The organism is Streptomyces sp. NPDC003035, from assembly GCF_042888285.1.
Taxonomy (GTDB): Bacteria; Actinomycetota; Actinomycetes; order Streptomycetales; family Streptomycetaceae; genus Streptomyces.
This window is the reverse complement of sequence record NZ_JBIAPJ010000002.1, coordinates 33,773-56,687: the sequence shown is the minus strand read 5'-3', so window position 1 is coordinate 56,687 and position 22,915 is coordinate 33,773. Positions and strand designations below refer to the sequence as shown.

Annotated in this window: 19 protein-coding genes; 14 read left to right on the top strand and 5 right to left on the bottom strand. The window is 72.8% G+C overall.

Going from position 1 to position 22,915, the window contains the following annotated elements; genetic code table 11:
* Nucleotides 1-57: 57 nt before the first annotated feature.
* From ispG to ACFYV5_RS06475, 4 genes are all read left to right on the top strand, one after another.
* Nucleotides 58-1,215, top strand: coding sequence for a flavodoxin-dependent (E)-4-hydroxy-3-methylbut-2-enyl-diphosphate synthase (gene ispG, locus ACFYV5_RS06490; RefSeq protein ID WP_355107259.1), 1,158 nt, complete (start codon nucleotides 58-60; stop codon nucleotides 1,213-1,215).
* Between the two features lie 202 nt (nucleotides 1,216-1,417).
* Nucleotides 1,418-2,263, top strand: a complete 846-nt coding sequence (locus ACFYV5_RS06485) for a GNAT family N-acetyltransferase (RefSeq protein ID WP_389165203.1) — start codon at nucleotides 1,418-1,420, stop codon at nucleotides 2,261-2,263.
* Between the two features lie 29 nt (nucleotides 2,264-2,292).
* On the top strand, nucleotides 2,293-2,847 hold the full coding sequence (locus ACFYV5_RS06480) for a GNAT family N-acetyltransferase (RefSeq protein WP_355107255.1): 555 nt from the start codon (nucleotides 2,293-2,295) through the stop codon (nucleotides 2,845-2,847).
* A 69-nt stretch (nucleotides 2,848-2,916) separates the two neighbouring features.
* Nucleotides 2,917-4,617, top strand: coding sequence for a proline--tRNA ligase (locus ACFYV5_RS06475; protein WP_389165200.1), 1,701 nt, complete (start codon nucleotides 2,917-2,919; stop codon nucleotides 4,615-4,617).
* Nucleotides 4,618-5,073: 456 nt separating this feature from the next.
* On the opposite strand, the gene ACFYV5_RS06470 is transcribed toward ACFYV5_RS06475, so the two are convergent.
* The 4 genes from ACFYV5_RS06470 to ACFYV5_RS06455 all read right to left on the bottom strand — a co-directional run bounded on the left by ACFYV5_RS06470 (nucleotide 5,074) and on the right by ACFYV5_RS06455 (nucleotide 8,028).
* Nucleotides 5,074-6,036, bottom strand: coding sequence for a slipin family protein (locus tag ACFYV5_RS06470; RefSeq protein ID WP_355116186.1), 963 nt, complete (start codon nucleotides 6,034-6,036; stop codon nucleotides 5,074-5,076).
* Nucleotides 6,037-6,101: 65 nt separating this feature from the next.
* Nucleotides 6,102-7,001 carry an aminoglycoside phosphotransferase family protein gene (locus tag ACFYV5_RS06465; protein WP_389165197.1) on the bottom strand — a complete coding sequence of 300 codons (900 nt, stop codon included), beginning with the start codon at nucleotides 6,999-7,001 and terminating at the stop codon, nucleotides 6,102-6,104.
* 32 nt (nucleotides 7,002-7,033) lie between these two features.
* Nucleotides 7,034-7,450, bottom strand: a complete 417-nt coding sequence (locus tag ACFYV5_RS06460) for a ferritin-like domain-containing protein (protein ID WP_355116182.1) — start codon at nucleotides 7,448-7,450, stop codon at nucleotides 7,034-7,036.
* A complete protein-coding gene (locus ACFYV5_RS06455) occupies nucleotides 7,447-8,028 on the bottom strand; it encodes a hypothetical protein (protein WP_389165193.1) in 582 nt (193 codons plus the stop codon). Before ACFYV5_RS06455 ends, ACFYV5_RS06460 begins: the two co-directional genes overlap by 4 nt.
* 153 nt (nucleotides 8,029-8,181) lie before the next feature.
* Between ACFYV5_RS06455 and rimP the strand changes: the two genes are divergently transcribed.
* The 9 genes from rimP to ACFYV5_RS06410 all read left to right on the top strand — a co-directional run bounded on the left by rimP (nucleotide 8,182) and on the right by ACFYV5_RS06410 (nucleotide 20,224).
* Nucleotides 8,182-8,679 (top strand): ribosome maturation factor RimP, encoded by a 498-nt coding sequence (rimP, locus tag ACFYV5_RS06450; RefSeq protein ID WP_355116179.1) that lies wholly within the window; start codon nucleotides 8,182-8,184, stop codon nucleotides 8,677-8,679.
* Between the two features lie 2 nt (nucleotides 8,680-8,681).
* On the top strand, nucleotides 8,682-9,689 hold the full coding sequence (gene nusA / locus ACFYV5_RS06445) for a transcription termination factor NusA (RefSeq protein ID WP_389165190.1): 1,008 nt from the start codon (nucleotides 8,682-8,684) through the stop codon (nucleotides 9,687-9,689).
* 176 nt (nucleotides 9,690-9,865) lie between these two features.
* Nucleotides 9,866-10,129 (top strand): YlxR family protein, encoded by a 264-nt coding sequence (locus tag ACFYV5_RS06440; protein ID WP_355116175.1) that lies wholly within the window; start codon nucleotides 9,866-9,868, stop codon nucleotides 10,127-10,129.
* 147 nt (nucleotides 10,130-10,276) lie between these two features.
* Nucleotides 10,277-13,381 carry a translation initiation factor IF-2 gene (infB, locus tag ACFYV5_RS06435; protein ID WP_389165188.1) on the top strand — a complete coding sequence of 1,035 codons (3,105 nt, stop codon included), beginning with the start codon at nucleotides 10,277-10,279 and terminating at the stop codon, nucleotides 13,379-13,381.
* Between the two features lie 147 nt (nucleotides 13,382-13,528).
* A complete protein-coding gene (locus ACFYV5_RS06430) occupies nucleotides 13,529-13,822 on the top strand; it encodes a DUF503 domain-containing protein (protein WP_355116172.1) in 294 nt (97 codons plus the stop codon).
* A 29-nt stretch (nucleotides 13,823-13,851) separates the two neighbouring features.
* Nucleotides 13,852-14,304, top strand: coding sequence for a 30S ribosome-binding factor RbfA (gene rbfA, locus ACFYV5_RS06425; RefSeq protein WP_158991080.1), 453 nt, complete (start codon nucleotides 13,852-13,854; stop codon nucleotides 14,302-14,304).
* Nucleotides 14,301-15,200: a tRNA pseudouridine(55) synthase TruB gene (gene truB, locus ACFYV5_RS06420; RefSeq protein ID WP_389165185.1), complete on the top strand. Its 900-nt coding sequence runs from the start codon at nucleotides 14,301-14,303 to the stop codon at nucleotides 15,198-15,200. The genes rbfA and truB overlap by 4 nt, the downstream gene beginning before the upstream one ends.
* A gap of 193 nt (nucleotides 15,201-15,393) precedes the next feature.
* Nucleotides 15,394-19,236 carry a trypsin-like peptidase domain-containing protein gene (locus tag ACFYV5_RS06415; protein ID WP_389165182.1) on the top strand — a complete coding sequence of 1,281 codons (3,843 nt, stop codon included), beginning with the start codon at nucleotides 15,394-15,396 and terminating at the stop codon, nucleotides 19,234-19,236.
* A 31-nt stretch (nucleotides 19,237-19,267) separates the two neighbouring features.
* On the top strand, nucleotides 19,268-20,224 hold the full coding sequence (locus ACFYV5_RS06410; RefSeq protein ID WP_355116167.1) for a bifunctional riboflavin kinase/FAD synthetase: 957 nt from the start codon (nucleotides 19,268-19,270) through the stop codon (nucleotides 20,222-20,224).
* A 91-nt stretch (nucleotides 20,225-20,315) separates the two neighbouring features.
* Here the strand turns inward: ACFYV5_RS06410 and ACFYV5_RS06405 are convergent, their stop codons facing one another.
* Nucleotides 20,316-21,560 carry a cytochrome P450 gene (locus ACFYV5_RS06405; protein WP_389165178.1) on the bottom strand — a complete coding sequence of 415 codons (1,245 nt, stop codon included), beginning with the start codon at nucleotides 21,558-21,560 and terminating at the stop codon, nucleotides 20,316-20,318.
* Between the two features lie 189 nt (nucleotides 21,561-21,749).
* Here ACFYV5_RS06405 and ACFYV5_RS06400 point away from each other — a divergent pair, with 189 nt between their 5' ends.
* Complete coding sequence (locus ACFYV5_RS06400) at nucleotides 21,750-22,883, top strand: type III polyketide synthase (RefSeq protein WP_355116163.1); 1,134 nt, start codon at nucleotides 21,750-21,752, stop codon at nucleotides 22,881-22,883.
* Nucleotides 22,884-22,915 lie beyond the last annotated feature (32 nt).

Below are 22,915 nucleotides of genomic sequence, written 5' to 3'. Positions count from 1 at the left end.
GGGCGGTAATCTCGAAGACCTGAGCCCGATGAACCACACCTTGGGGTTGTACAGCTGATGACCGCGATTTCTCTCGGTATGCCGTCCGTTCCGACGAAGCTCGCAGAGCGGCGCAAGAGCCGTCAGATCCAGGTCGGATCGGTCGCGGTGGGCGGCGACGCCCCCGTCTCGGTGCAGTCGATGACGACGACCCGTACCTCCGACATCGGCGCCACGCTGCAGCAGATCGCCGAGCTGACCGCCTCCGGCTGCCAGATCGTCCGCGTGGCCTGCCCGACCCAGGACGACGCCGACGCGCTCGCGGTCATCGCGAAGAAGTCGCAGATCCCGGTCATCGCCGACATCCACTTCCAGCCGAAGTACGTCTTCGCCGCCATCGACGCCGGCTGCGCCGCGGTCCGTGTCAACCCCGGCAACATCAAGCAGTTCGACGACAAGGTCAAGGAGATCGCCAAGGCGGCCTCCGAGACCCGTACCCCGATCCGGATCGGCGTCAACGCCGGCTCGCTCGACGCCCGGCTCCTCGCGAAGTACGGCAAGGCCACCCCCGAGGCGCTCGTCGAGTCCGCGCTGTGGGAGGCGTCCCTCTTCGAGGAGCACGGCTTCGGCGACATCAAGATCTCGGTCAAGCACAACGACCCGGTCGTCATGGTCAACGCCTACCGTCAGCTCGCCGCCCAGTGCGACTACCCCCTGCACCTCGGCGTCACCGAGGCCGGACCGGCATTCCAGGGCACCATCAAGTCCGCGGTCGCCTTCGGCGCCCTGCTCTCCGAGGGCATCGGCGACACCATCCGCGTCTCCCTCTCCGCGCCGCCGGTCGAGGAGGTCAAGGTCGGCAACCAGATCCTGGAGTCGCTGAACCTCAAGCCGCGCCGTCTGGAGATCGTCTCCTGCCCGTCCTGCGGCCGCGCCCAGGTCGACGTCTACAAGCTCGCCGAAGAGGTCACCGCGGGCCTGGAGGGCATGGAGGTGCCGCTGCGCGTCGCCGTCATGGGCTGCGTCGTCAACGGCCCCGGCGAGGCCCGCGAGGCCGACCTCGGCGTCGCCTCCGGCAACGGCAAGGGCCAGATCTTCGTCAAGGGCGAGGTCATCAAGACCGTCCCCGAGTCGAAGATCGTCGAGACCCTCATCGAGGAGGCGATGAAGATCGCCGAGCAGATGGAGAAGGACGGCGTGATGTCGGGCGAGCCGACGGTCGCCATCGGCGTCTGACCGCGTACGTACACCACGAGGCCCCGGCGCCCCGCGCGCCGGGGCCTCGCGCTGTCGCTCCGCAGGGGCGGGGCGCACGCGACGCCCGGGCGAGGCCGGGCCGGCCGCGGGCGTCGGCCGGGGTTCCGGCACACCACCCGACACCCCGGCGGTGGGCCAGGTAAAGTGCGGAGATCAGCAGACCGCACCGTGAGGCGCCCCCGTGTTGACGCAGACCACCACCCGGGTCCTCGAACCCGCCGACCTCGGCGCCGCGCTCGCCGTCCTGGAGAGCGCCCCCGTCGAGAACGCCTTCGTCGCCGCCCGCGTCCAGGCCGCCGGGCTCGACCCCTGGCGCCTCGGCGGCGAGATGTGGGGCTGGTACACCGACGGGCAACTGCGCTCCCTCTGCTACTCCGGCGCCAACCTCGTCCCCATCTGCGCCACACCCGACGCCGTCCGCGCCTTCGCCGACCGCGCCCGCAGGAACGGCCGCCGCTGCTCCTCCATCGTCGGCCCCGTCGAACCCACCACCCAGCTCTGGCGCCTCCTCGAACCCAGCTGGGGCCCCGCCCGCGACGTCCGCCCCCACCAGCCGCTGATGGTCACCGAGGAACCCTCCGCCACCGTCGAACCCGACCCCTTCGTCCGCCGCATCCGCAAGGACGAGATGGAGGTGATCATGCCCGCGTGCGTGGCCATGTTCACCGAGGAGGTCGGCGTCTCGCCGATGGCCGGCGACGGCGGACTGCTCTACCAGGCCCGCGTCGCCGAACTCGTCGGCAGTGGCCGCTCCTTCGCCCGCATCGAGGACGGCAAGGTCGTCTTCAAGGCCGAGATCGGCGCCGCCACCCGCCACGCCTGCCAGATCCAGGGCGTCTGGGTCGACCCCGAGTTCCGCGGCCGCGGCCTCTCCGAGACCGGCATGGCCGCCGTGCTGCGCTACGCCCTCGCCGACGTCGCCCCCGTCGTCAGCCTGTACGTCAACGACTACAACACCCCGGCCAGGGCCGCCTACCGCCGTGTCGGCTTCCGCGAGGTCGGCGCCTTCATGAGCGTGCTGTTCTGAGGCCCGGACCGGCTTATAAGGTGCGGCGCATGGATGACGCAGAGATCGCCGAGGTCACGATCGGGCCGGTCAACCTCGCCGCGCGGGTCGACGACGCCCTCGCCGTCCAGGCGCTCGCCTTCGGACTGGGCGAGGACGAGATCGTCGTACGACGCCACATCGTGCTCCGCCATCTGCTCAGCCCCGGCGCCTGCGCGTACGGCGCTACCACCGCCGCCGGCCGGCTGGTCGGCTTCGTGTACGGGATGCCCAACGACCGCAGCCACTGGTGGTCCGGCGTGGTGGAGCCGTATCTCCGCGCCACCGGCACCGCGGAGTGGCTCGAGGAGTCGTTCGTGATCACCGAGCTCCACGTCCACCCGTCGTACCAGGGCCGCGGCGTCGGCCGTGCGCTGATCACCACCATCACCGACCAGTCGGACCTGCCCCGCTCGATCCTCTCCGCGATCGACACCGAGAGCCCGGCCCGCGGCCTGTACCGGTCGCTCGGTTACGTCGACCTGGCACGGCAGGTCCACTTCCCCAGCGCCCCCCGCCCGTACGCCGTGATGGGCGCCCCGCTGCCGCTGCCGCGCCGGAACTGATTTCACCGAGCCGGGGCGGCCCGGCTAATCTCGGGGCCATCATCCTTACCCGGCAGGAGTACGAGAACCATGGCCAACGCACCGGTCCAGCGCATGTCCCAGTTGATGGCGAAGACGCTGCGCGACGACCCGGCCGACGCCGAGGTCCTCAGCCACAAGCTCCTCGTCCGCGCCGGTTACGTCCGCCGGACCGCCGCCGGCATCTGGAGCTGGCTGCCCCTGGGCAAGAAGGTCCTCGCCAACGTCGAGCGCATCGTCCGCGAGGAGATGGACGCCATCGGCGCCCAGGAGGTGTCGCTCCCCGCGCTGCTGCCGCGTGAGCCCTACGAGGCGACCGGCCGCTGGGACGAGTACGGCGCCGAGCTCTTCCGCCTCCAGGACCGCAAGGGCGGCGACTACCTCCTCGGCCCGACGCACGAGGAGATTTTCACCCTGCTGGTGAAGGACCAGTGCTCGTCCTACAAGGACCTGCCGGTCATCCTGTACCAGATCCAGACGAAGTTCCGCGACGAGGCCCGCCCGCGGGCCGGCATCCTGCGCGGCCGCGAGTTCCTCATGAAGGACTCGTACTCCTTCGACACGGAGGACGAGGGCCTCGCCCAGTCCTACGCCCTGCACCGCGCGGCCTACCAGCGGGTCTTCGAGCGCCTCGGGCTCGACTACCGCATCGTCGCCGCGACCGCGGGCGCGATGGGCGGCTCGAAGTCCGAGGAGTTCCTCGCCCCTGCCGGGGCCGGCGAGGACACCTTCGCCGACTGCCCGAACTGCGACTTCGCGGCCAACACCGAGGCGATCGCCTACGAGCTCAAGCCGGTGGACGGCTCCTCCGTCCCGGCCGCCGAGGAGATTCCCACGCCGGACACCCCGACCATCGAGACCCTCGCCGCCTCCCTCGGCGTCCCGGCCTCCGCGACGCTGAAGAACCTTCTGGTGAAGGTCGACGGCGAGATCGTCGCCGTGGGCGTGCCCGGGGACCGCGAGGTCGACCTGGGCAAGGTCGAGGCGCACTTCGCGCCGGCCACCGTCGAGCTGGTCACCGAGACGGACTTCGCCGAGCGCGGGGACCTCGTCCGCGGCTACGTCGGCCCGCAGGGTCTGGACAAGGTGACGTACATCGCCGACCCGCGCGTGGCGCCGGGCACGGCCTGGATCACGGGCGCCAACAAGGAGCACACCCACGCCAAGAACGTGGTCGCGGGCCGCGACTTCGAGGTCGACGCGTACGTCGACGTCGTGGTCGTCCTGGAGGGCGACCCGTGCCCGAAGTGCGGCACCGGCCTGAAGCTGGACCGCGCCATCGAGATCGGCCACATCTTCCAGCTGGGCCGCAAGTACGCCGACGCCCTGAAGCTCGACGTCCTCGGCCAGAACGGCAAGCCGGTCCGCGTGACGATGGGCTCGTACGGCATCGGCGTCTCCCGCGCGGTGGCGGCCCTCGCCGAGCAGACCGCCGACGACAAGGGTCTGTGCTGGTCCGCCGAGGTGGCCCCGGCCGACGTCCACGTCGTCGCCGCGGGCAAGGCCCTCCAGACCGAGCTGGCGCTGGAGGTCTCCGACAAGCTGTCCGCGGCGGGCCTGCGGGTCCTGGTCGACGACCGCGCGGGCGTCTCGCCCGGCGTGAAGTTCACCGACGCGGAGCTCATCGGCGTCCCGAAGATCCTCGTCGCGGGCCGCCGGGCGGCGGAGGGCGTGGTGGAACTGAAGGACCGCCGGACGGGCGAGCGCGAGGAACTGACGGTCGCGGAAGCGATCGCGCGCCTGAGCGCGTAGCGCGTAAGGAGAAGGGCGGTCGGGACGCCCGGACCCCCACCTGCCCCTTGCGGAGCCGGCGCCCGCCGCCACCCGGGCGACCCTGCCCCCGCCGGTGCGAGCCCGCCCGCCCCGGCGCCCGCCGTCATCCGCGCGGCCCTGCCCCCGCTGGGGCGAGCCCGCCCGCCCGGCGGCCGCCGTCATCCGCGCGGCCCTGCGCCACCCACCCCCCCCGTGTGGGCAACTGTCCCGCTGGGGCGGGACGGGTGGGCACACGGGACGGCGCCCTTGCCGGGCCCAGGCTCCCGGTGCGTGCGGTGCCCACGGGTGCGGCGCCGTTGTCGGGTTGTGCCCACCCGTTCCGCCCTGCGGAACGCCTGCCCACAACCGGCGGGGTTGAGGGTGGGCACCGCCCGGCGGGAGGGGCCGCAACCTCGGGGTGGGGGTGGGCACCGCCCGGCGGGCTGGCGCGGTCTCTCAGGCCGCGTCGGCTTGAGGGGGTGGGTCCGCGGGGGCGCCCAGGAGCGTGTCCTCCGGGAGGTCCGGGAGGTCCGTGGTCGGGCGGGGCGTCGGGGACTCGTCCTGGAAGGTCTCCGGCAGGGCCACCGGCGGAGGCGCGGCCCCGGCCCCCGTACCGGCCCCGGCCCCGGCCACAGGCTGGCCCACCGCCCCGCCCCCCGGCTGCGCCGCCCGCTCCAGGAACCGCAGCAGCTCCACCGGGAACGGCAGCACCAGCGTCGAGTTCTTCTCCGCCGCCACCGCCACCACCGTCTGCAGCAGCCGCAACTGCAGCGCCGCCGGCTGCTCCGACATGACCGCCGCCGCCTCCGCCAGCTTCTTCGACGCCTGCAGCTCGGCGTCCGCGTTGATCACCCGCGCCCGCCGCTCCCGGTCCGCCTCCGCCTGCCGCGCCATCGACCGCTTCATCGTCTCCGGCAGCGAGACGTCCTTGATCTCGACCCGGTCGATCGCGACACCCCACCCCATCGCGGGACTGTCCAGCATCAGCTCAAGGCCCTGATTGAGCTTCTCCCGGTTCGACAGCAGGTCGTCCAGGTCGCTCTTGCCGATGATCGACCGCAGCGAGGTCTGCGCCATCTGCGAGACCGCGAACCGGTAGTCCTCCACCCGCACCAGCGCGTCCGCCGCGTCGACCACCTTGAAGTACACGACCGCGTCCACCCGCACCGTCACGTTGTCCCGGGTGATGCCCTCCTGCGCGGGCACCGGCAGCGTCACGATCTGGAGGTTCACCTTGTGCAGCCGGTCGATGACCGGCACGATCATCGTGAAACCGGGCTGCCGGACCTCGCTCAGCAGCCGACCGAAGCGGAAGACCACGCCCCGTTCGTACTGCTTCACCACGCGTGCCGCCGCCGCCGTGTACGCCACCACGGCCGTTCCGACACCTGCCGCCGCTGTCAGCAGCTCCTCGACCATGACGGCCCCCTGGGTTTCGAGCCGAGCGTTACCGGCGTTACCAGCGTTACAGCAGGGTTATTCCCCTACAGCCAGCCCGCGAACTCCATCAGCAGCTCCGCGTCCCGGCGGCGGCCCGCCGTCAGCGCCCGCGTACCCGACTCGACCGCCCGGAACAGCGTCCAGCCCCGCAGCCGCTCCCGGTCCACCTCCAGCGAGTCCGCCAGCTTGTTGACCCGGCGGCGGGCCGCCGAGGCCCCCGCCGAGGACGCCACCAGGTCCTCCACCCGGTCCCGTACGAGCCGCGCCAGGTCGTAGGCGCGCTCGCCGACCAGCGGCTCGGGGCCCACGGCCAGCCAGGGGGCGCGGTCACCGGCCAGCACCTTGCCCTGACGGAAGCACCCGTGCAGCAGCAGCGTCTCGGGGGAGTCGGCGACCAGCTCCTCGCGCGCCGCCAGCGCGGCCGCCGTCAGCGCGCCCGTCTCGGCGTCGTCGCGGTAGGACTCCATCCCCGCCGCCTGCCGGGCCGTGCGCCCGGCGACCGACTCGAAGCCGTTCTCCGCCGGCGGCTCCACCCACAGCTTCCGTACCGTCCCCGCGGCCTCCAGGAGCGCCTTCGCCTCCGGCAGGGACCGCAGCGACACCTCGGGCTGCAGACGTTCGAGCAGCAGCGAGCCGTCCTCGGGCGCGTCGAGCAGCCGCACCGCGCCCCAGCCGTTCCAGTGCGCCAGAGCGTCCCGCTCCAGGTCGGGCCGGGCGACCTCCGGGGCGACCTTCAGCGCCGCAGGAGAGCCGTCGGCCCGCCGTACGAGCACCACCAGGCTGCTGCGCCCCCCGGGCGCCACCACCCGTTCGCTCTCCAGGGAGGCGCGCTCCAGCGAGGTCCGCGCGAGCTCGGGCAGCTTCCCGAGCCACTCGGCCGCGACAGCGTCCCCGTACGTCTCGCCGAGCACCCGCACCAGTCGCTGCGGCGGTTCAAAACCCATGCGTGTGTTGTTCCTTCTGGTCAGGGAAGGACTCACACCCGCTCGGCGAGCCCAGGAAAGGTTACGTCGGTGCCGCGCCAGCGGACGGCCCGTACCGCCGCCTCGCGCAACGCGGCGGCCGCGTCCCGCCGCAGCGGCCCGTCGGCGGCCCGTACGAGATCGGAGTACACCCCGGCGACCCGGTCCTCCAGAACCGCGGCCAGCCGTACGGCGGCGGCCGTGTCCGGCACACCGAACGGCAGTTCGTAGCCGGCCGCCGCGGCGGCCGGTTCCCCGCCGAGGTCCCGTACGGTCCTGCGCAGCGCGTCCCGCCGTGCCCGGTGCGCCTCGTACGCCGAGGTCGCCTCGGCGCGCCGGTCGGCACCGATCCGGCCGCCGACGACCCCGTACCCGTACACCGCCGCGTGTTCGGCGGCGAGCGCGGCCTGCGCCGCGTCGAGGGCGCTCATGCCGGGCCTCCTTCGGTCAGCAGATAGGCGTGGGCCGCTCCGGCCGCCGCCACCGAGGCGAGCAGACGGGCGTACTCGGGCGGCGCGTCGAGGAGTGTGGCCGTGTGCGCGTCGGCGGTCCGGCGGACGGTGGCCGCCAGCTCGGTGAGCGCGGCCGCCGGATCGGCGGAGACGGAGACGGGCGCGGGGACGGGTGCGGAGGCCGAAGGGGTGACACCGTCCGCCGACCGGGTGCCCGCCGAAGGAGCGGCGTTCGTCGCCGTACGGGCGGAGGGGGAGGCGCTCGGTGCCAGGCCCTCGGCCAGCGCGGCGGCGTGCGCGGCGGCCGCGCGTCGCAGCGGGCTCAGGCGTGCCGCCAGCGAGGGATGCGCGGCGAGCACCGCGTCGTAACGTTCCAGCAGGGTCCGGCCCTGCGCCGCCGAGCGGCGGCGCAGGGCCGCCTCGGCGAGCGCCGCCCGTTCGGCCGCGGTCTGCTTCCTCGGCCGCCCGCCGCCACCCCCGTCCGAGGTGCAGCCGGCCAGTGTCACCGCCCCGGCCGTCAGAAGCGCCCGCCTGCCCAGGGTCCCCGTGCGCCCCACATCCACTCCCTCGGCCTCGGTCGAAGATCACCGCAGGCGAGCGTACCCGCGGCCCCCGGGCCCGTGGACGGCAACACCCCCCGGGACCGGATACCCTTTGGTCTGACACGCGACGAAACCCACAACAGCACACGCGGCCGAGGAGTCACCCGGATGAGCACCACCCAGAGCGACAGGCTGCGAGCACTCCTTGAGCCGCTCATCGCCTCGCAGGGACTCGATCTCGAAGAGCTCGAGGTGGCATCCGTGGGACGCAAGCGAGTGCTGCGGGTCGTCGTCGACTCCGACGAGGGAGCCGACCTGGACCAGGTCGCCGATGTGAGCCGCGCGCTCTCGGCGACGCTGGACGAGACGGACGCGATGGGCGAGGGCGAGTACACCCTCGAGGTCGGCACCCCGGGCGCGGAGCGCCCGCTCACGGAGCACCGCCACTACATGCGCGCCACCGGCCGCCTCGCCAAGCTCCAGCTGAACGACGGCGCGGAGCTCGTCGCGCGGATCGTCGCCGTGGACGACGCCGGCGTCGACCTCGAAGTGCCGGGCGTGAAGGGGCGCAAGCCCACCGCCCGCCGGGTCGCGTTCGCCGACATCGCCAAGGCGCGTGTCGAGATCGAGTTCAACCGCAAGGACAAGAAGGAAGAGGAGGCGTAGCCGTGGACATCGACGTGAAGCTCCTGAAGGGCTTGGCACAAGAGAAGGAGATCTCCTTCGACCTGTTGGTCGAGGCGATCGAGTCGGCCCTCCTCATCGCCTACCACCGCACGCCCGACGCCCGCCGCCATGCGCGCGCGCAGCTGGACAAGCACACCGGTCATGTGACGGTGTGGGCGAAGGAAGACCCCTCCGAGCTGGAGGAGGGCCAGGAGCCCAAGGAGTTCGACGACACCCCGTCGGACTTCGGCCGGATCGCGGCGAGCACCGCCCGCCAGGTCATCCAGCAGCGGCTGCGTGACGCCGAGAACGACGTCACCTTCGGCGAGTACGCCCGCCGCGAGGGCGACATCGTCGCCGGTCAGGTGCAGCAGGGCAAGGACCCGAAGAACGTCCTCGTCCGGCTGGACGACAAGCTGGAAGCCATCCTTCCGGTGCAGGAGCAGGTGCCGGGCGAGGACTACACGCACGGTCTGCGGCTGCGTACGTACGTCGTCCGGGTGGCCAAGGGTGTCCGCGGTCCGTCCGTCACCCTGTCGCGCACCCACCCCAATCTGGTGAAGAAGCTCTTCGCGCTGGAGGTTCCCGAGATCGCGGACGGTTCCGTCGAGATCGCGGCGATCGCCCGGGAGGCGGGTCACCGCACCAAGATCGCCGTACGGTCCACCCGTTCGGGTCTGAACGCCAAGGGCGCCTGCATCGGCCCCATGGGCAGCCGCGTGCGCAATGTCATGGCGGAGCTGCTCGGCGAGAAGATCGACATCGTCGACTGGTCCGACGACCCGGCCGAGATGGTCGCCAGCGCGCTCTCCCCGGCCCGGGTCTCCAAGGTCGAGATCGTCGACCTGGCCGCCCGCTCCGCCCGGGTGACCGTGCCGGACTACCAGCTGTCGCTGGCGATCGGCAAGGAGGGGCAGAACGCCCGCCTCGCCGCCCGCCTCACCGGCTGGCGCATCGACATCCGCCCGGACACCGAGCAGCCGGCCGACGAGCGGCACGACCGGCACTGAGTCGCGCGACGGGACGTCGTCGCGCTGCGAAGGCGCGCCGCGAAGGCGGGTCGCGAAGCGGGTCGCTGGGAATAGTTCTCGCCCTCGTCACGTTGAGTGAGGGCGAGATCACGACAAACGACCGTTCGATTTTTGCCCCAAACGGGTGAGGTCGGTACGGGGAGGTAGACTTAGCCGTGTCTGGCCGGACGCAAGCCCGAGCGTGCCCTGAGCGAACCTGTGTGGGATGCCGGGAGCGAGCGGCCAAGAGCGATCTGCTGCGCATCGTGGCGATCGAGGGTGCATGCGTCCCCGATCATCGCGGTACGCTGCCCGGCCGGGGTGCATATCTGCACCCCGCCTCGGTCTGTCTCGACCTGGCGGTCCGCCGCCGGGCGTTCCCGAGGGCCTTCAAGGTCCAGGGGCCGCTCGAAACGGCGGCAGTGCGCCAGGTCTTGTAAGAAGAAGTACGGCACGGAACACCGTGCGGTCAGGTACCTCGCGAGTTGGAAGTAGGTCGAGATTGCGATGAGCACTCGATGAGTACGCGATGAGTACGCCCATGAAGTAGCGACGGTCCGGCGGTAACCGGACCTAAAAGGAGCGAAGTGGCTAAGGTCCGGGTATACGAACTCGCCAAGGAGTTCGGTGTGGAGAGCAAGGTCGTCATGGCCAAGCTCCAAGAACTCGGTGAATTCGTCCGTTCGGCGTCCTCGACGATCGAGGCGCCGGTCGTGCGCAAGTTGACTGATGCACTGCAGGGGCCCGGCGGCAACGCCGGCAAGTCCGCTGCCAAGCCGGGCGCGCCTCGTAAGGCCGCCCCCTCGAAGCCCTCGGCGCCCTCCCCGGCCGCCGGGGCACGTCCCGCTGCCCCGAAGCCCGGCGCCCCGGCCCCCAAGCCGGCTCCCGCCGCGCCTGCGGCGCCGGCCCCGGTCACTCCGGCCGCCCCGGCGAGCAGCACCCCCTCTCCGGCTCCGGCCGCCTCGGGCCCCCGCCCGGGTCCGAAGCCCGCGCCCAAGCCGGTCACGCCGGCTCCGGCCGCCCCCGAGTTCACCGCGCCCCCGTCGGCCCCGGCCGCCGGTCCGCGTGCCGGTGGCGGTGCCTCGGGTCCGCGTCCCGCCGGCGAGCGTCCCGCTCGTCCGGGTCAGGGCGCACCGCGTCCGCAGGGCCAGGGTGCCCCGCGTCCCCAGGGCCAGGGCGCTCCGCGTCCCGGTGGCGCACGTCCGGCGGGTCCCCGTCCGGGCAACAACCCCTTCACCTCGGGTGGCTCCACCGGAATGGCGCGCCCGCAGGCGCCCCGTCCCGGTGGCGGTGCCCCCCGTCCCGGCGGCGACCGTGCCGTTCCGGGTGCCCCGCGTCCGCAGGGTGGCCCCGGCGGCGCCCCGCGCCCGCAGGGTCAGGGCGGCGCGCGTCCCACCCCCGGTGGCATGCCGCGTCCCCAGGCGCCGCGTCCGGGCGGCGCGCCCGGCGGTAACCGTCCCAACCCGGGCATGATGCCGCAGCGTCCCGCTGCCGGCCCGCGTCCCGGTGGTGGCCCCGGCGGCCGTGGCCCCGGTGGCCCCGGTGGTCGTCCGGCAGGCGGCGGTGGCGGTCGTCCCGGTGGCGGCGGCTTCGCCGGCCGTCCGGCCGGTCCCGGCGGTGGCGGCGGCGGCTTCGCCGGTCGTCCCGGTGGTCCCGGTGGTGGCGGCGGCGGTCGTCCGGGTGGTCCCGGCGGCGGTGGCGGCGGCTTCGGCGGTCGTCCCGGTGGCTTCGGTGGCCGTCCCGGCGGTCCCGGTGGCCGTGGTGGCACGCAGGGCGCCTTCGGTCGCCCCGGCGGTCCCGCGCGTCGTGGTCGCAAGTCGAAGCGGCAGAGGCGCCAGGAGTACGAGGCCATGCAGGCCCCGTCGGTCGGCGGCGTGATGCTGCCTCGCGGCAACGGGGAAGTCATTCGCCTGTCGCGCGGTGCGTCCCTCACCGACTTCGCCGAGAAGATCAACGCCAACCCGGCGTCGCTCGTCGCGGTGATGATGAACCTCGGTGAGATGGTCACGGCCACGCAGTCCGTCTCCGACGACACGCTGACGATGCTCGGCGAGGAGATGAACTACACCGTTCAGATCGTCTCCCCGGAGGAGGAGGACCGCGAGCTTCTCGAGTCCTTCGACATCGAGTTCGGCGAGGACGAGGGCGGCGAAGAGGCTCTGGTCTCCCGTCCGCCGGTCGTCACCGTCATGGGTCACGTCGACCACGGTAAGACCCGACTGCTCGACGCGATCCGCAAGACGAACGTCGTCGCGGGCGAGGCCGGTGGCATCACCCAGCACATCGGTGCCTACCAGGTGGGTACCGAGGTCAACGGCGAAGAGCGTCGCATCACCTTCATCGACACCCCGGGTCACGAGGCGTTCACCGCCATGCGTGCCCGTGGTGCGAAGTCGACCGACATCGCGATCCTCGTGGTCGCGGCCAACGACGGCGTCATGCCGCAGACGATCGAGGCGCTCAACCACGCCAAGGCCGCCGGCGTCCCGATCGTCGTCGCGGTCAACAAGATCGACGTCGAGGGTGCGGACCCGACCAAGGTCCGTGGTCAGCTGACCGAGTTCGGTCTGGTGGCCGAGGAGTACGGCGGCGACACGATGTTCGTCGACATCTCCGCCAAGCAGGGTCTGCACATCGACTCCCTGCTGGAGGCCGTCGTCCTCACCGCCGACGCCTCGCTCGACCTGCGGGCCAACCCGGACCAGGACGCGCAGGGTATTGCGATCGAGTCCCACCTGGACAAGGGTCGCGGTGCTGTCTCGACCGTCCTGGTCCAGCGCGGAACGCTGCGCATCGGCGACACCGTGGTGGTCGGCGACGCGTACGGCCGCGTCCGGGCGATGCTCGACGACAAGGGCAACAACGTCGAGGAGGCGACCCCGTCGACTCCCGTCCTGGTGCTCGGTCTCACCAACGTGCCGGGTGCCGGCGACAACCTCCTGGTCGTCGACGAGGACCGTACGGCCCGTCAGATCGCCGAGAAGCGCGCTGCGCGTGAGCGCAACGCCGCCTTCGCCAAGCGCGTCCGCCGGGTGTCCCTCGAGGACCTCGACAAGGTGCTCAAGGCCGGTCTGGTCCAGGAACTCAACCTCATCATCAAGGGCGACGCGTCCGGTGCGGTCGAGGCTCTCGAGTCCTCGCTGCTCCAGCTCGACGTCGGCGAAGAGGTCGACATCCGTGTCCTGCACCGCGGTGTGGGTGCGGTCACCGAGTCCGACATCGACCTGGCGATGGGCTCCGACGCCATCGTCATCGGCTACAACGTCCGTGCGGCCGGCCGTGCCGCGCAGATGGCGGAGCGCGAGGGTGTCGACGTCCGGTACTACTCGGTGATCTACCAGGCCATCGAGGAGATCGAGGCGGCGCTCAAGGGCCTCCTCAAGCCGGAGTACGAAGAGGTCGAGCTCGGTACGGCGGAGATCCGCGAGGTCTTCCGCTCGTCCAAGCTGGGCAACATCGCCGGTGTCCTCATCCGCTCGGGCGAGGTCAAGCGCAACACCAAGGCGCGCCTCATCCGCGACGGCAAGGTCATCGCGGAGAACCTCAACATCGAGGGTCTGCGCCGGTTCAAGGACGACGTCACCGAGATCCGCGAAGGCTTCGAGGGTGGTATCAACCTCGGAAACTTCAACGACATCAAGATCGACGACGTCATCGCGACGTACGAGATGCGCGAGAAGCCGCGCGCCTGATCGCGTCCGATCGCAGCGTTGAGTCGGGGCCGGTCGGCGGAAGTTATTCCGTCGATCGGCCCCGGCCGTTGCGTGTACGGTTCTGGTGTCCCTGCCAAGTCCTTGGCGGGGCCACTGACCCCGAACCGGCGGGACATCCGGACATCCATGTATGTGGGGACTCTGTCCTTCGATCTGCTCCTCGGCGACGTTCATTCGTTGAAGGAGAAACGCTCCGTCGTCCGGCCCATCGTCGCCGAGCTCCAGCGCAAGTTCTCCGTGAGCGCGGCCGAGGTGGGCGACCAGGACCTCCATCGCAGAGCCCGGCTAGGGGTGACGCTGGTGTCCGGGGACCCGGGGTTCGTGTCGGACGTGCTCGACCGCTGTGAACGGCTGGTCGCCGCGCGGCCCGAGGTGGAGCTGCTGTCGGTGCGACGCAGGCTCCACACTGATGAAGACTGATTGAGCAAGGCAAAGAAGGAGAAGGACCAGTGGCCGACAACGCGCGGGCGAAGAAGCTGGCGGACCTCATCCGGGAGGTGGTCGCCGAGAAGCTGCAGCGCGGTATCAAGGACCCGCGCCTGGGTACGCACGTGACCATCACGGACACCCGCGTCACCGGTGACCTGCGGGAGGCCACGGTCTTCTACACGGTCTACGGCGACGACGAGGAGCGGGCCAGCGCCGCGGCGGGGCTCGAGAGCGCCAAGGGCGTGCTGCGCTCCGCGGTGGGCCGGGCGGCGGGCACCAAGTTCACGCCCACCCTGACCTTCGTCGCGGACGCCCTCCCGGAGACCGCCAAGACCATCGAGGACCTCCTCGACAAGGCGCGCGCCTCCGACGCCCAGGTGCGCGAGGTGTCCTCCGGCGCGAAGTACGCCGGCGAGGCCGACCCGTACCGCAAGCCCGGTGACGAGGACGAAGAGGGCACCACCGCCGAATGAGCACCGCAGGGACTACGCCCGACGGCCTTGTCATCGTCGACAAGCCGTCGGGCTTCACTTCGCACGACGTCGTGGCCAAGATGCGCGGGATCGCCAAGACCCGCCGGGTCGGCCACGCCGGCACGCTCGACCCCATGGCCACCGGCGTCCTCGTCCTCGGCGTGGAGCGGGCGACCAAGCTCCTCGGCCACCTGGCGCTGACCGAGAAGGAGTACCTCGGCACCATCCGCCTCGGCCAGACGACGATCACCGACGACGCCGAGGGCGAGATCACGGCCTCCGTGGACGCGTCCAAGGTCACCCGTGAGGGGATCGACGCGGGCGTGGCGGAGCTGACCGGCGCCATCATGCAGGTGCCGTCGAAGGTCTCCGCCATCAAGATCGACGGCAAGCGGTCGTACGCGCGCGTGCGCGGCGGCGAGGAGTTCGAGATCCCGGCCCGGCCGGTGACGGTCTCGTCCTTCCAGGTGTACGACGTGCGGGAAGCGGTCGCCGAGGACGGTACGGCGGTCGTCGACCTCGTCGTCTCGGTCGTCTGTTCCTCCGGTACGTACATCCGGGCGCTCGCCCGGGACCTCGGCGCCGGGCTCGGCGTGGGCGGTCATCTGACCGCGCTGCGACGGACCCGGGTCGGTCCGTACAAGCTGGACTCGGCCCGGACCCTGGACCAGCTCCAGGAGGAGCTGATGGTCATGCCGGTCGCCGACGCGGCCGCGGCGGCGTTCCCCCGCTGGGACGTCGACGAGAAGCGCGCCCGGCTGCTGCTGAACGGCGTCCGTCTGGAGATGCCGTCGTACCCCACCGGTCCCGTGGCCGTCTTCGGCCCGGACGGCCGTCTGCTGGCGCTCGTGGAGGACCAGAAGGGCAAGGCCAAGAGCCTGGCCGTCTTCGGCTGAGCCGCCCTGCTCATGGTGGAGCGGGCACGCGCGCGTGCCCGCTCCACGATCCCCCTCCGGGGACTGTCTATCCACTCCGATCCGCTCATTCACCCCTTTGGGCAGGCGCTCGGAGTGAACCGGGGGAGCGCCGGGGGGCGCGTTCGTCCGGTGTGCTTCTCGGAGTGATCACTTCCGGCCTACCGTCGACAGCATGGGACGCGGGGACCTGGCGACGCTGGTACGGATCTGCGATCCGGCGGGCCGGCCGCGCGGGACGGGCTTCGTCGCCGACGACCGGGGGACCGTCGTCACCAGCCACGAAGCCGTGGACGGGCTCGTACGGATCGTGCTGCAGGCACCCGGCGAGCGGATGTTCCTCGCGGAGGCCGACGCCATCACGGCCCTGCCCGAGGCCGGTCTCGCACTCGTACGGACCGAGGGGCTCGGCCTCCGCCCGCTGCCGGTCTCGGCCCGGACCGAGATCGAGCCCGGGACGTACGTACGGATCGCCGCGCACGGCTGGCGGGAGGCGCGGGTCCTGGGCGGCGCCACCGTCACGTACACCGCCTCCGACCGCCTCCACGTCCTCGGCCACGCCCTGGAGCTGGCCATCGGCACCGAGGGAGCGGAGGCCCTCCGACTCGGCGGGCGGGCCGCGGGCGGGCCCGTCGTGGACCCGGCGACCGGAGCCGTGGTCGCCGTCCTCGGCACCGCGCTGCACGGCGACCACCGCGACGCGGCCGGGTACGCGGTGTCCCTCGCGACCGTGGAGCCGCTGGCGGCCCTGCTGCGACGCAACGGCGCCACCGTGCCCTGCTACGGAAGAGACCTCAACCTGGCGGGCGTCCTGGAGCTCACCGCCACGTCCACCGGCTCCGCCGGCGGCCCCGGGGCGTGGGCCGACCCCGTCGAACGGGCCGTTTGCGTACGGGAGTTCGCCGCTTTCGCGACCGGAGAGGCGGTGGTCCTCGCGCTCGTCGGCACCCCCGGCACCGGCCGCACCACCGCGCTCGCCGCCCACTGCGCCGACCGCGCCCGGGGCGCCGAGCCCGCCCCCACCGTCTGGCTGCGCGGAGCCGACCTGCACGCGGACGACACCTCGGTCGCCGAAGCCGTCGCCCGCGTCCTGCGCCAGGCCGGCCGGATCGTCGCGGCCACCGGCGCGCGGGGCGACGCCACCGCCGCCACCCCGGAACGGGCCGCCGCCCTTGCCCACGAGGCCGGCCGCCCCCTGCTCGTGATCCTCGACGGCCCGGAGGAGATGCCCCCCGTGCTGGCCCACCGGCTCGACGTGTGGACGGCGGGCACCGAGTCCTGGCTGCGCACCCACGGCGTCCGCCTGATGCTCGGCTGCCGCCCCGAACACTGGGAACAGGCGAGCACGCTGTACGGCCCCGGCGCGACCGCCGCCGTGCGGCTCGGGGAGCTCGCCGAGGGCGAGGCCGCGCTCGCACAGGCGCGGTACGGGCTCCGCGGCGCCGATCTGGGCGTCGACGACGCACGGCACCCGCTCGCGCTCCGGCTGCTCGCCGAGGTGCGCGAGGCGCTGCCCGGCGGTGTGCCCGGACGGCCCGGCCGGGAGGAGATCTTCGGCGCGTACCTGGACCTGATGTGTCTGCGGATCGCGGTTCGGATCGCCGCCGGGTCCCGCCCCCTCCCACGCGGGACCGCGGTGCGACGGCTCGCGGCGCGGGTGGCCGGACAGGTCCACGAGGCCGCCCGCCGGTGCCTCGGACCCGGGCAGGGGGAACTGGACCGCGCGTCCTTCGAGGAGATCTTCCCGTGGCGGACCGGCTGGGCCTCCGCCGTCCTCACCGAGGGCCTCGTCGTCCCCGCCGGGTCCGGGTACCGCTTCGGTCACGAGGAGCTGGCCGACTGGATCCAGGGCGCGCACCTCGACGTCGACGGCGCCCTGCACGCACTCGTCCACCGCTGGCACGAGGGCGCCCCGGTCCGGCTCCCGTCCCGCGCGCACGGCAGTGACGGGGACGACCGCTCGCCCTCGCTCCCCGTGCCCCGTCACCGGATCGGCCCCGTCGTCCAGGCGCTGCTCCTCCTGGACCGCGAGCAGGGCCCCATCGCGCTCGGACGGCGGCTCACGGCCCTGTCCGACGCCCTCGCCCGACTGTCCGACACGGACGCCGAGGCCACCGACGCCGCCTGGTGGGGCTCTCGGCTCCTGGCCCAGACGCTCCTGCGCCTCCCGGACCTCAAGCCGTACCTCCCGGTCCTCCGCCACCTCGCCGACCACATCGCGGCAGCCCCGCTCCGACGACCCGCCCGGCCGGGCGGGGGTCCTGGGCCCGGCGCGCTGCCGTCGATGCCTTCGCCGGCCAGCGGCCTCGGTCCCGGCGCCGAGGTCGGCACGCAGCCAGGGACCGCCTGGTCCGGCCCTGCCACCGGCGGGCTGCCGCCGATGCCTTCGTCGGCCTGCGGCCTCGGCCCCGTCGCCCTGCCGGGGACCGCCCCGACGGGCTCCGGGCCCGGGCCCGGCCGAGGGCCGGGGTACGGGAACGGACTTCCGGCCGCGCCGATGGGTGGTCGCGGACCGGGCCCCGGGCCGTCGTTCGAGGCCCGGGCCGAGGCCGGGGCGGGGCAGCGCCCCGGACCCGTGCCCGCCCAGCGGGCCCCCGGGGTGGCTCCCGGCCGGGGGGCCGCTCCCGCCGCCCCGCGGCTCGGTGCCTTCGCGTACTTCGGGCTGTCCTTCTGGGAGGCCCTGCGCGTCGGGGAGGACGAGCGGGTGGAACTGCTGCGACGGCTCGTGCCCGCCGACGCCGCGCCCGGGGCCGACGCGACGCCCCGGTTCCTCGACGCCGTCGCCGCCCGGCTCGTCGCCGAGCCCCGGAGCGTACAACCGCTGCTGTGCCGCTGGTTCGGGGACGGGCGGCCACTGGCCGCCGCCCCGTACGCCACCGTCGCCACCGCCGCGCAGGCGCTGCTGCACACCCACCGGAACCTGGCCGTCGACGACCTCTGCGAGGCACTCGTCGCCACCGCCCATCCGCTCGCCGACGGGCTGCTCGCCGCGCTCGCCGAGGAGGAGCCGTCCGCCGTCTGCCGGGCCGTCGACCGGTGGGCCCACGACGACGGGCGGCCGGGGCGCCGGGCCGCGGCCGCCGTGTACGGGTGCCTCGTCGCCGAACACGCCACCAGCGGCCCCGACCGCGAACTCCTGCGGTACACGGCCCTCGCCCTGCTCGCCCGCCCCGGCGACGGCGCCCTGCACGGCGACGCGCTCGGCATCCTCGTCCGCGACCCGCACACCCGCGCCCGCCACCTGCCCCGCGCCCTGACCGATCCACGGGTCCCCGCGAGCGCGCTCGCCGCCGCGCTCACCACCCACCCCGAACCGGTCCTCGCCGCGTTCGAGGCCCGGCTGCGCGGGCCCGGCGAGGCCGCGGGCGCAGCGCTCCGGGCGCTCGCCGAGATCACCACGCCCGCCCTGGCCCGCCGCGCCGCCGCCCTCGTGCGCGACTACGTCGACCGCCGGCCCTTCGACCCCGCCGCCGCAGGACACGCCGCCGCCTTCGTCGACCGCCGCCTCGAACACGGCCCGGCCGCCCGGGCGATCCTCTTCCCGCTCGTCACCGGCCTGCTCCGGGGCCGGCCCGTGCAGGTCCGCGCCGCCCTCGCGCCCGTGCTCGCCGCGCCCGGCACCGGCGCCTCGCGCCTCCTGCGCACCGAGCTCCTCGACGTACTTCTCGACCACGAGCGGTACGAGGCTCGGGACCTGACCGTCCTCGACGCCCTGCTGCGCGCCGCCGCCCTCGGCTGCGAGCGGCGCTCCGAGGTCCGTACCCGCGACCTCGTGCACCGCGCCGGCCTCCTCCTGGCCCGCACCCCCGAGGGCGCCACCTGCCTCGACCGACGGCTCGTCGAGCTCGCCCGCGAAGTCCCCGCCTTCGCCGCCCAACTGGCCGGCTGGCTGACGGCGGCGCCGGACGAATGGGCCGCCCTCGTCGGTCCCGGCACCCTCCGTACGGTCCTGAGCCTCGGCAGTTCCATGCCGATGCGAAGCGACGGCCGTGGGCATGGCAGTCTTAGACCTGCGTAATCGGCGAACAGGCGGACGAGGAGCGGTCACAGTGCAGCGCTGGCGTGGCTTGGAGGACATCCCCCAGGACTGGGGGCGCAGTGTTGTCACCATCGGCTCCTACGACGGTGTGCACCGCGGGCACCAGCTGATCATCGGGCGGGCGGTGGAGCGCGCCCGTGAGCTGGGCGTCCCCTCGGTCGTCGTCACCTTCGACCCGCACCCCTCCGAGGTCGTGCGGCCCGGCAGCCACCCGCCCCTGCTCGCGCCGCACCACCGGCGCGCGGAGCTGATGGCGGAGCTGGGCGTGGACGCGGTGCTGGTCCTCCCGTTCACGGCCGAGTTCTCGCAGCTGTCCCCGGCGGACTTCATCGTGAAGGTCCTCGTCGACAAGCTGCACGCGAAGGCCGTCATCGAGGGCCCCAACTTCCGCTTCGGGCACCGGGCCGCCGGCAACGTCGACTTCCTGACCGAGCTCGGCGCCACCTACGACTACGAGGTAGAGGTCGTCGACCTCTATGTGAGCGGCACGGCGGGCGGCGGGGAGCCGTTCTCCTCCACGCTCACCCGCCGACTGGTCGCCGAGGGCGACATGGAGGGCGCGGCCGAGATCCTCGGCCGTCCGCACCGCGTCGAGGGCATCGTCGTCCGAGGCGCCCAGCGCGGCCGCGAGCTCGGCTTCCCGACCGCCAACGTCGAGACCCTGCCGCACACCGCCATCCCGGCCGACGGCGTGTACGCCGGCTGGCTGACGGCGGCGGGGGAGCGGATGCCGGCCGCGATCTCGGTCGGCACCAACCCCCAGTTCGACGGCACCGAGCGGACCGTCGAGGCGTACGCGATCGACCGCGAGGGGCTCGACCTGTACGGCCTCCACGTCGCCGTCGACTTCCTCGCGTACGTCCGCGGGATGCTGAAGTTCGACACCCTGGACGACCTGCTGGTGGCGATGGCCGGGGACGTGAAGCGCTGCCGCGAGCTGACCGAGGCGTACGACCGGAAGAGTTGACCGAGGCGTACGACCGGAAGAGTTGACCGAGGCGTACGACCGGAAGAGCCGGCCGGGCCGACCGGTAGAGCCGGCCGGGCCGACCGGCCGGTCACCAGGTGACGATCAGCTCCTTCGGGCCGCGAATCAGGCCCTTGGACTGGAACACCGTCTCCTCGGCCGGACCCGCGAGCCGCAGCCCGGGATAGCGCCGCAGCAGGGTGGAGAGCATCACCTCGGACTCCATCCGGGTGAGCATCGCGCCCATGCAGTGGTGCGGCCCGTGGCCGAAGGACACATGGCCGGTGCCCTCCCGGTCGAAGTCGACCGTGTGCGGATCCTTGAACACCGACGGGTCACGGTTGGCCGCGAGGTACGACGCGTAGACGGCCTCACCCGCTCGGATCAACACCCCGCCGACCTCCACGTCCTCGGTGGCGATCCGCGGCAGCCCCACGCCGTTGCGGTGCGGGATCCAGCGCAGCAGCTCGTCCACGGCCTGCGGCAGCAGCTCCGGCTCCGCCCGCAGCCGGGCCATCAGATCCGGCCTGGTGAGCAGCAGATACACCATGTTGGCGCTGTTGTTCCGGACCGCGTGCGCGCCGCTGATGAGGATCGCCATGGCCAGTGAGACGGCCTCGTCGACGCTGATCCGGCCCTCGGCCAGGGACTGGGCGAGCTCCCCGGCCAGATCGTCCTGGGGCTCGGCGCGCCGCCGTTCGAGCAGCCGGGCGATGTAGCCGTGGATCTGGGCCTTGGCCGCCCTGCTGCTCTCCGGACCGGGTCCCGAGGACAGGATCAGATCGGGCCAGGACGCCAGCTCCGCGCGGTCCTCCTCGGGGATCCCGAGCAGATCGCAGACCACCGACATCGGCAGCGGACCGTGCAGATGCCTCATCAGATCGGCGGGCCGGCCCGCCAGCTCCATGGCGTCGAGCAGCCGGTCCGCGCTCGCCTGCGCCATCGGGCGCAGCCGCTTGGCGTTCTGCCCCGTGAACGTCTTGGTCACGGCCTTGCGCAGCTGGGTGTGGTACGGCGGATCGGCGTAGTTCAGGGCCGCCTTCGAGGCGACCATGTGACCCGTCATCCCGGTCACCATGCGGTCGAGCAGGGCCGTTCGGCTGAAGCGGGGATCGGACGTCACCTTACGGACGTCGTCGTACCGGGTGACCAGCCACGCCTCGTTCTCGGCGGCGAACGGCAGCCGGACACGGGCCACCGGCTCCTCATGGAGCAGCTCGATCAGCAGGGGGTCGAAGTCCAGCGCGGGGAGGTCGTCGACCGCCCAGGTACGGACCGGCCGTGAACCGGCGGCCGTGGGTTCGGGGGTCAGCTCGGGGGTCAGCTCGGAGGTCATGAGGAGGCTGTTCCCGGCCGGAGGCGGCCCCGATACGCCGGGCGGTCACTGCCGCCTGAACGGAGGACGGCGGCGGCTCGGTCCGATGACCCTCCGTGTCCGCCCGGCGACGCTCGCGGTTGCGGGGTCGCGTCGCCCGGGTGAGTGTGGGCGCAGTTCGCGGTGTACGAGAACGAAGGAGCGACTGTCGTGGTGACTCTGTGCAAACCCGCGGTGTCCGTACCCGAGTACGTGATCACGAGGGAGGAGACGCTCGCCCTCGCCCGCTCGCTCCACGCCGATCACCCTCAACTGCCCCTGGCGCTCCGGCTGATCGAGAACACCGGCGTCACGCAGCGGCACATCGTCCAGCCCATCGAGGAGACCCTGCGCCACCCCGGCTTCGAGGAGCGCAACGCGCTCTACGAGAAGGAGGCGAAGGCCCGGGTCCCGAAGATCGTCGAGGAGGCCCTGCGCAACGCGGGGCTGCGCCCCGCCGACATCGACATGATCGTCTTCGTGTCGTGCACGGGCTTCATGATGCCCTCCCTGACCGCCTGGATGATCAACACGATGGGCTTCCCCAGCCACACGCGGCAGATGCCCATCGCCCAGCTGGGCTGCGCGGCGGGCGGCGCCGCCATCAACCGGGCCCACGACTTCTGCGTCGCCTACCCCGAGGCGAACGTCCTCATCGTGGCCTGCGAGTTCTGCTCGCTCTGCTACCAGCCCACCGACCTCGGTGTGGGCTCGCTGCTCTCCAACGGCCTCTTCGGCGACGCGGTGGCATCCGCGGTCGTACGGGGCAGGGGAGGCACCGGTATCGCCCTGGAGCGCAACGACTCGTACCTGGTTCCCGACACCGAGGACTGGATCGCGTACAGCGTCCGTGCCACCGGCTTCCACTTCCTGCTCGACAAGCGCGTGCCGACCACCATGGAGCCGCTGGCCCCCGCGCTCCGCGAGATCGCGGGCGCGCACGGCTGGGACGCGGGCGAGCTCGACTTCTACATCATCCACGCCGGCGGCCCCCGGATCCTGGACGACCTCAGCCGCTTCCTGGAAGTGCCGCCCGAGGACTTCCGGTTCAGCCGGGCCACCCTCACGGAGTACGGGAACATCGCCAGCGCCGTCGTCCTGGACGCGGTGCGCAGGCTCTTCGAGGCGGGCGGTCTGCCCGAGGGGGCCCGCGGCATCATCGCCGGATTCGGGCCCGGGATCACCGCCGAGATGTGCCTGGGGAGATGGACGACGGCCGCCGGGCCGTCGCTGGAACCCGACCTGAGGGCGCGCAGGATCGTGGGCTACAAGGCCCCGGTCGAGCCGGCGCGCACGACCACCTGACCCTCCTCCGGCTTCCCCCCCCGTTCCGTAAA

Coding starts and splice junctions, on each gene's coding strand:
- ACFYV5_RS06405 (WP_389165178.1), bottom strand. CDS start 21,560: ATGACCTCCGAGCTGACCCCCGAGCTGACCCCCGAACCCACGGCCGCC.
- ACFYV5_RS06430 (WP_355116172.1), top strand. CDS start 13,529: ATGTATGTGGGGACTCTGTCCTTCGATCTGCTCCTCGGCGACGTTCAT.
- ACFYV5_RS06460 (WP_355116182.1), bottom strand. CDS start 7,450: ATGAGCGCCCTCGACGCGGCGCAGGCCGCGCTCGCCGCCGAACACGCG.
- ispG (WP_355107259.1), top strand. CDS start 58: ATGACCGCGATTTCTCTCGGTATGCCGTCCGTTCCGACGAAGCTCGCA.
- ACFYV5_RS06465 (WP_389165197.1), bottom strand. CDS start 7,001: ATGGGTTTTGAACCGCCGCAGCGACTGGTGCGGGTGCTCGGCGAGACG.
- rimP (WP_355116179.1), top strand. CDS start 8,182: ATGAGCACCACCCAGAGCGACAGGCTGCGAGCACTCCTTGAGCCGCTC.
- ACFYV5_RS06480 (WP_355107255.1), top strand. CDS start 2,293: ATGGATGACGCAGAGATCGCCGAGGTCACGATCGGGCCGGTCAACCTC.
- ACFYV5_RS06475 (WP_389165200.1), top strand. CDS start 2,917: ATGGCCAACGCACCGGTCCAGCGCATGTCCCAGTTGATGGCGAAGACG.
- ACFYV5_RS06415 (WP_389165182.1), top strand. CDS start 15,394: ATGGGACGCGGGGACCTGGCGACGCTGGTACGGATCTGCGATCCGGCG.
- ACFYV5_RS06470 (WP_355116186.1), bottom strand. CDS start 6,036: ATGGTCGAGGAGCTGCTGACAGCGGCGGCAGGTGTCGGAACGGCCGTG.
- truB (WP_389165185.1), top strand. CDS start 14,301: ATGAGCACCGCAGGGACTACGCCCGACGGCCTTGTCATCGTCGACAAG.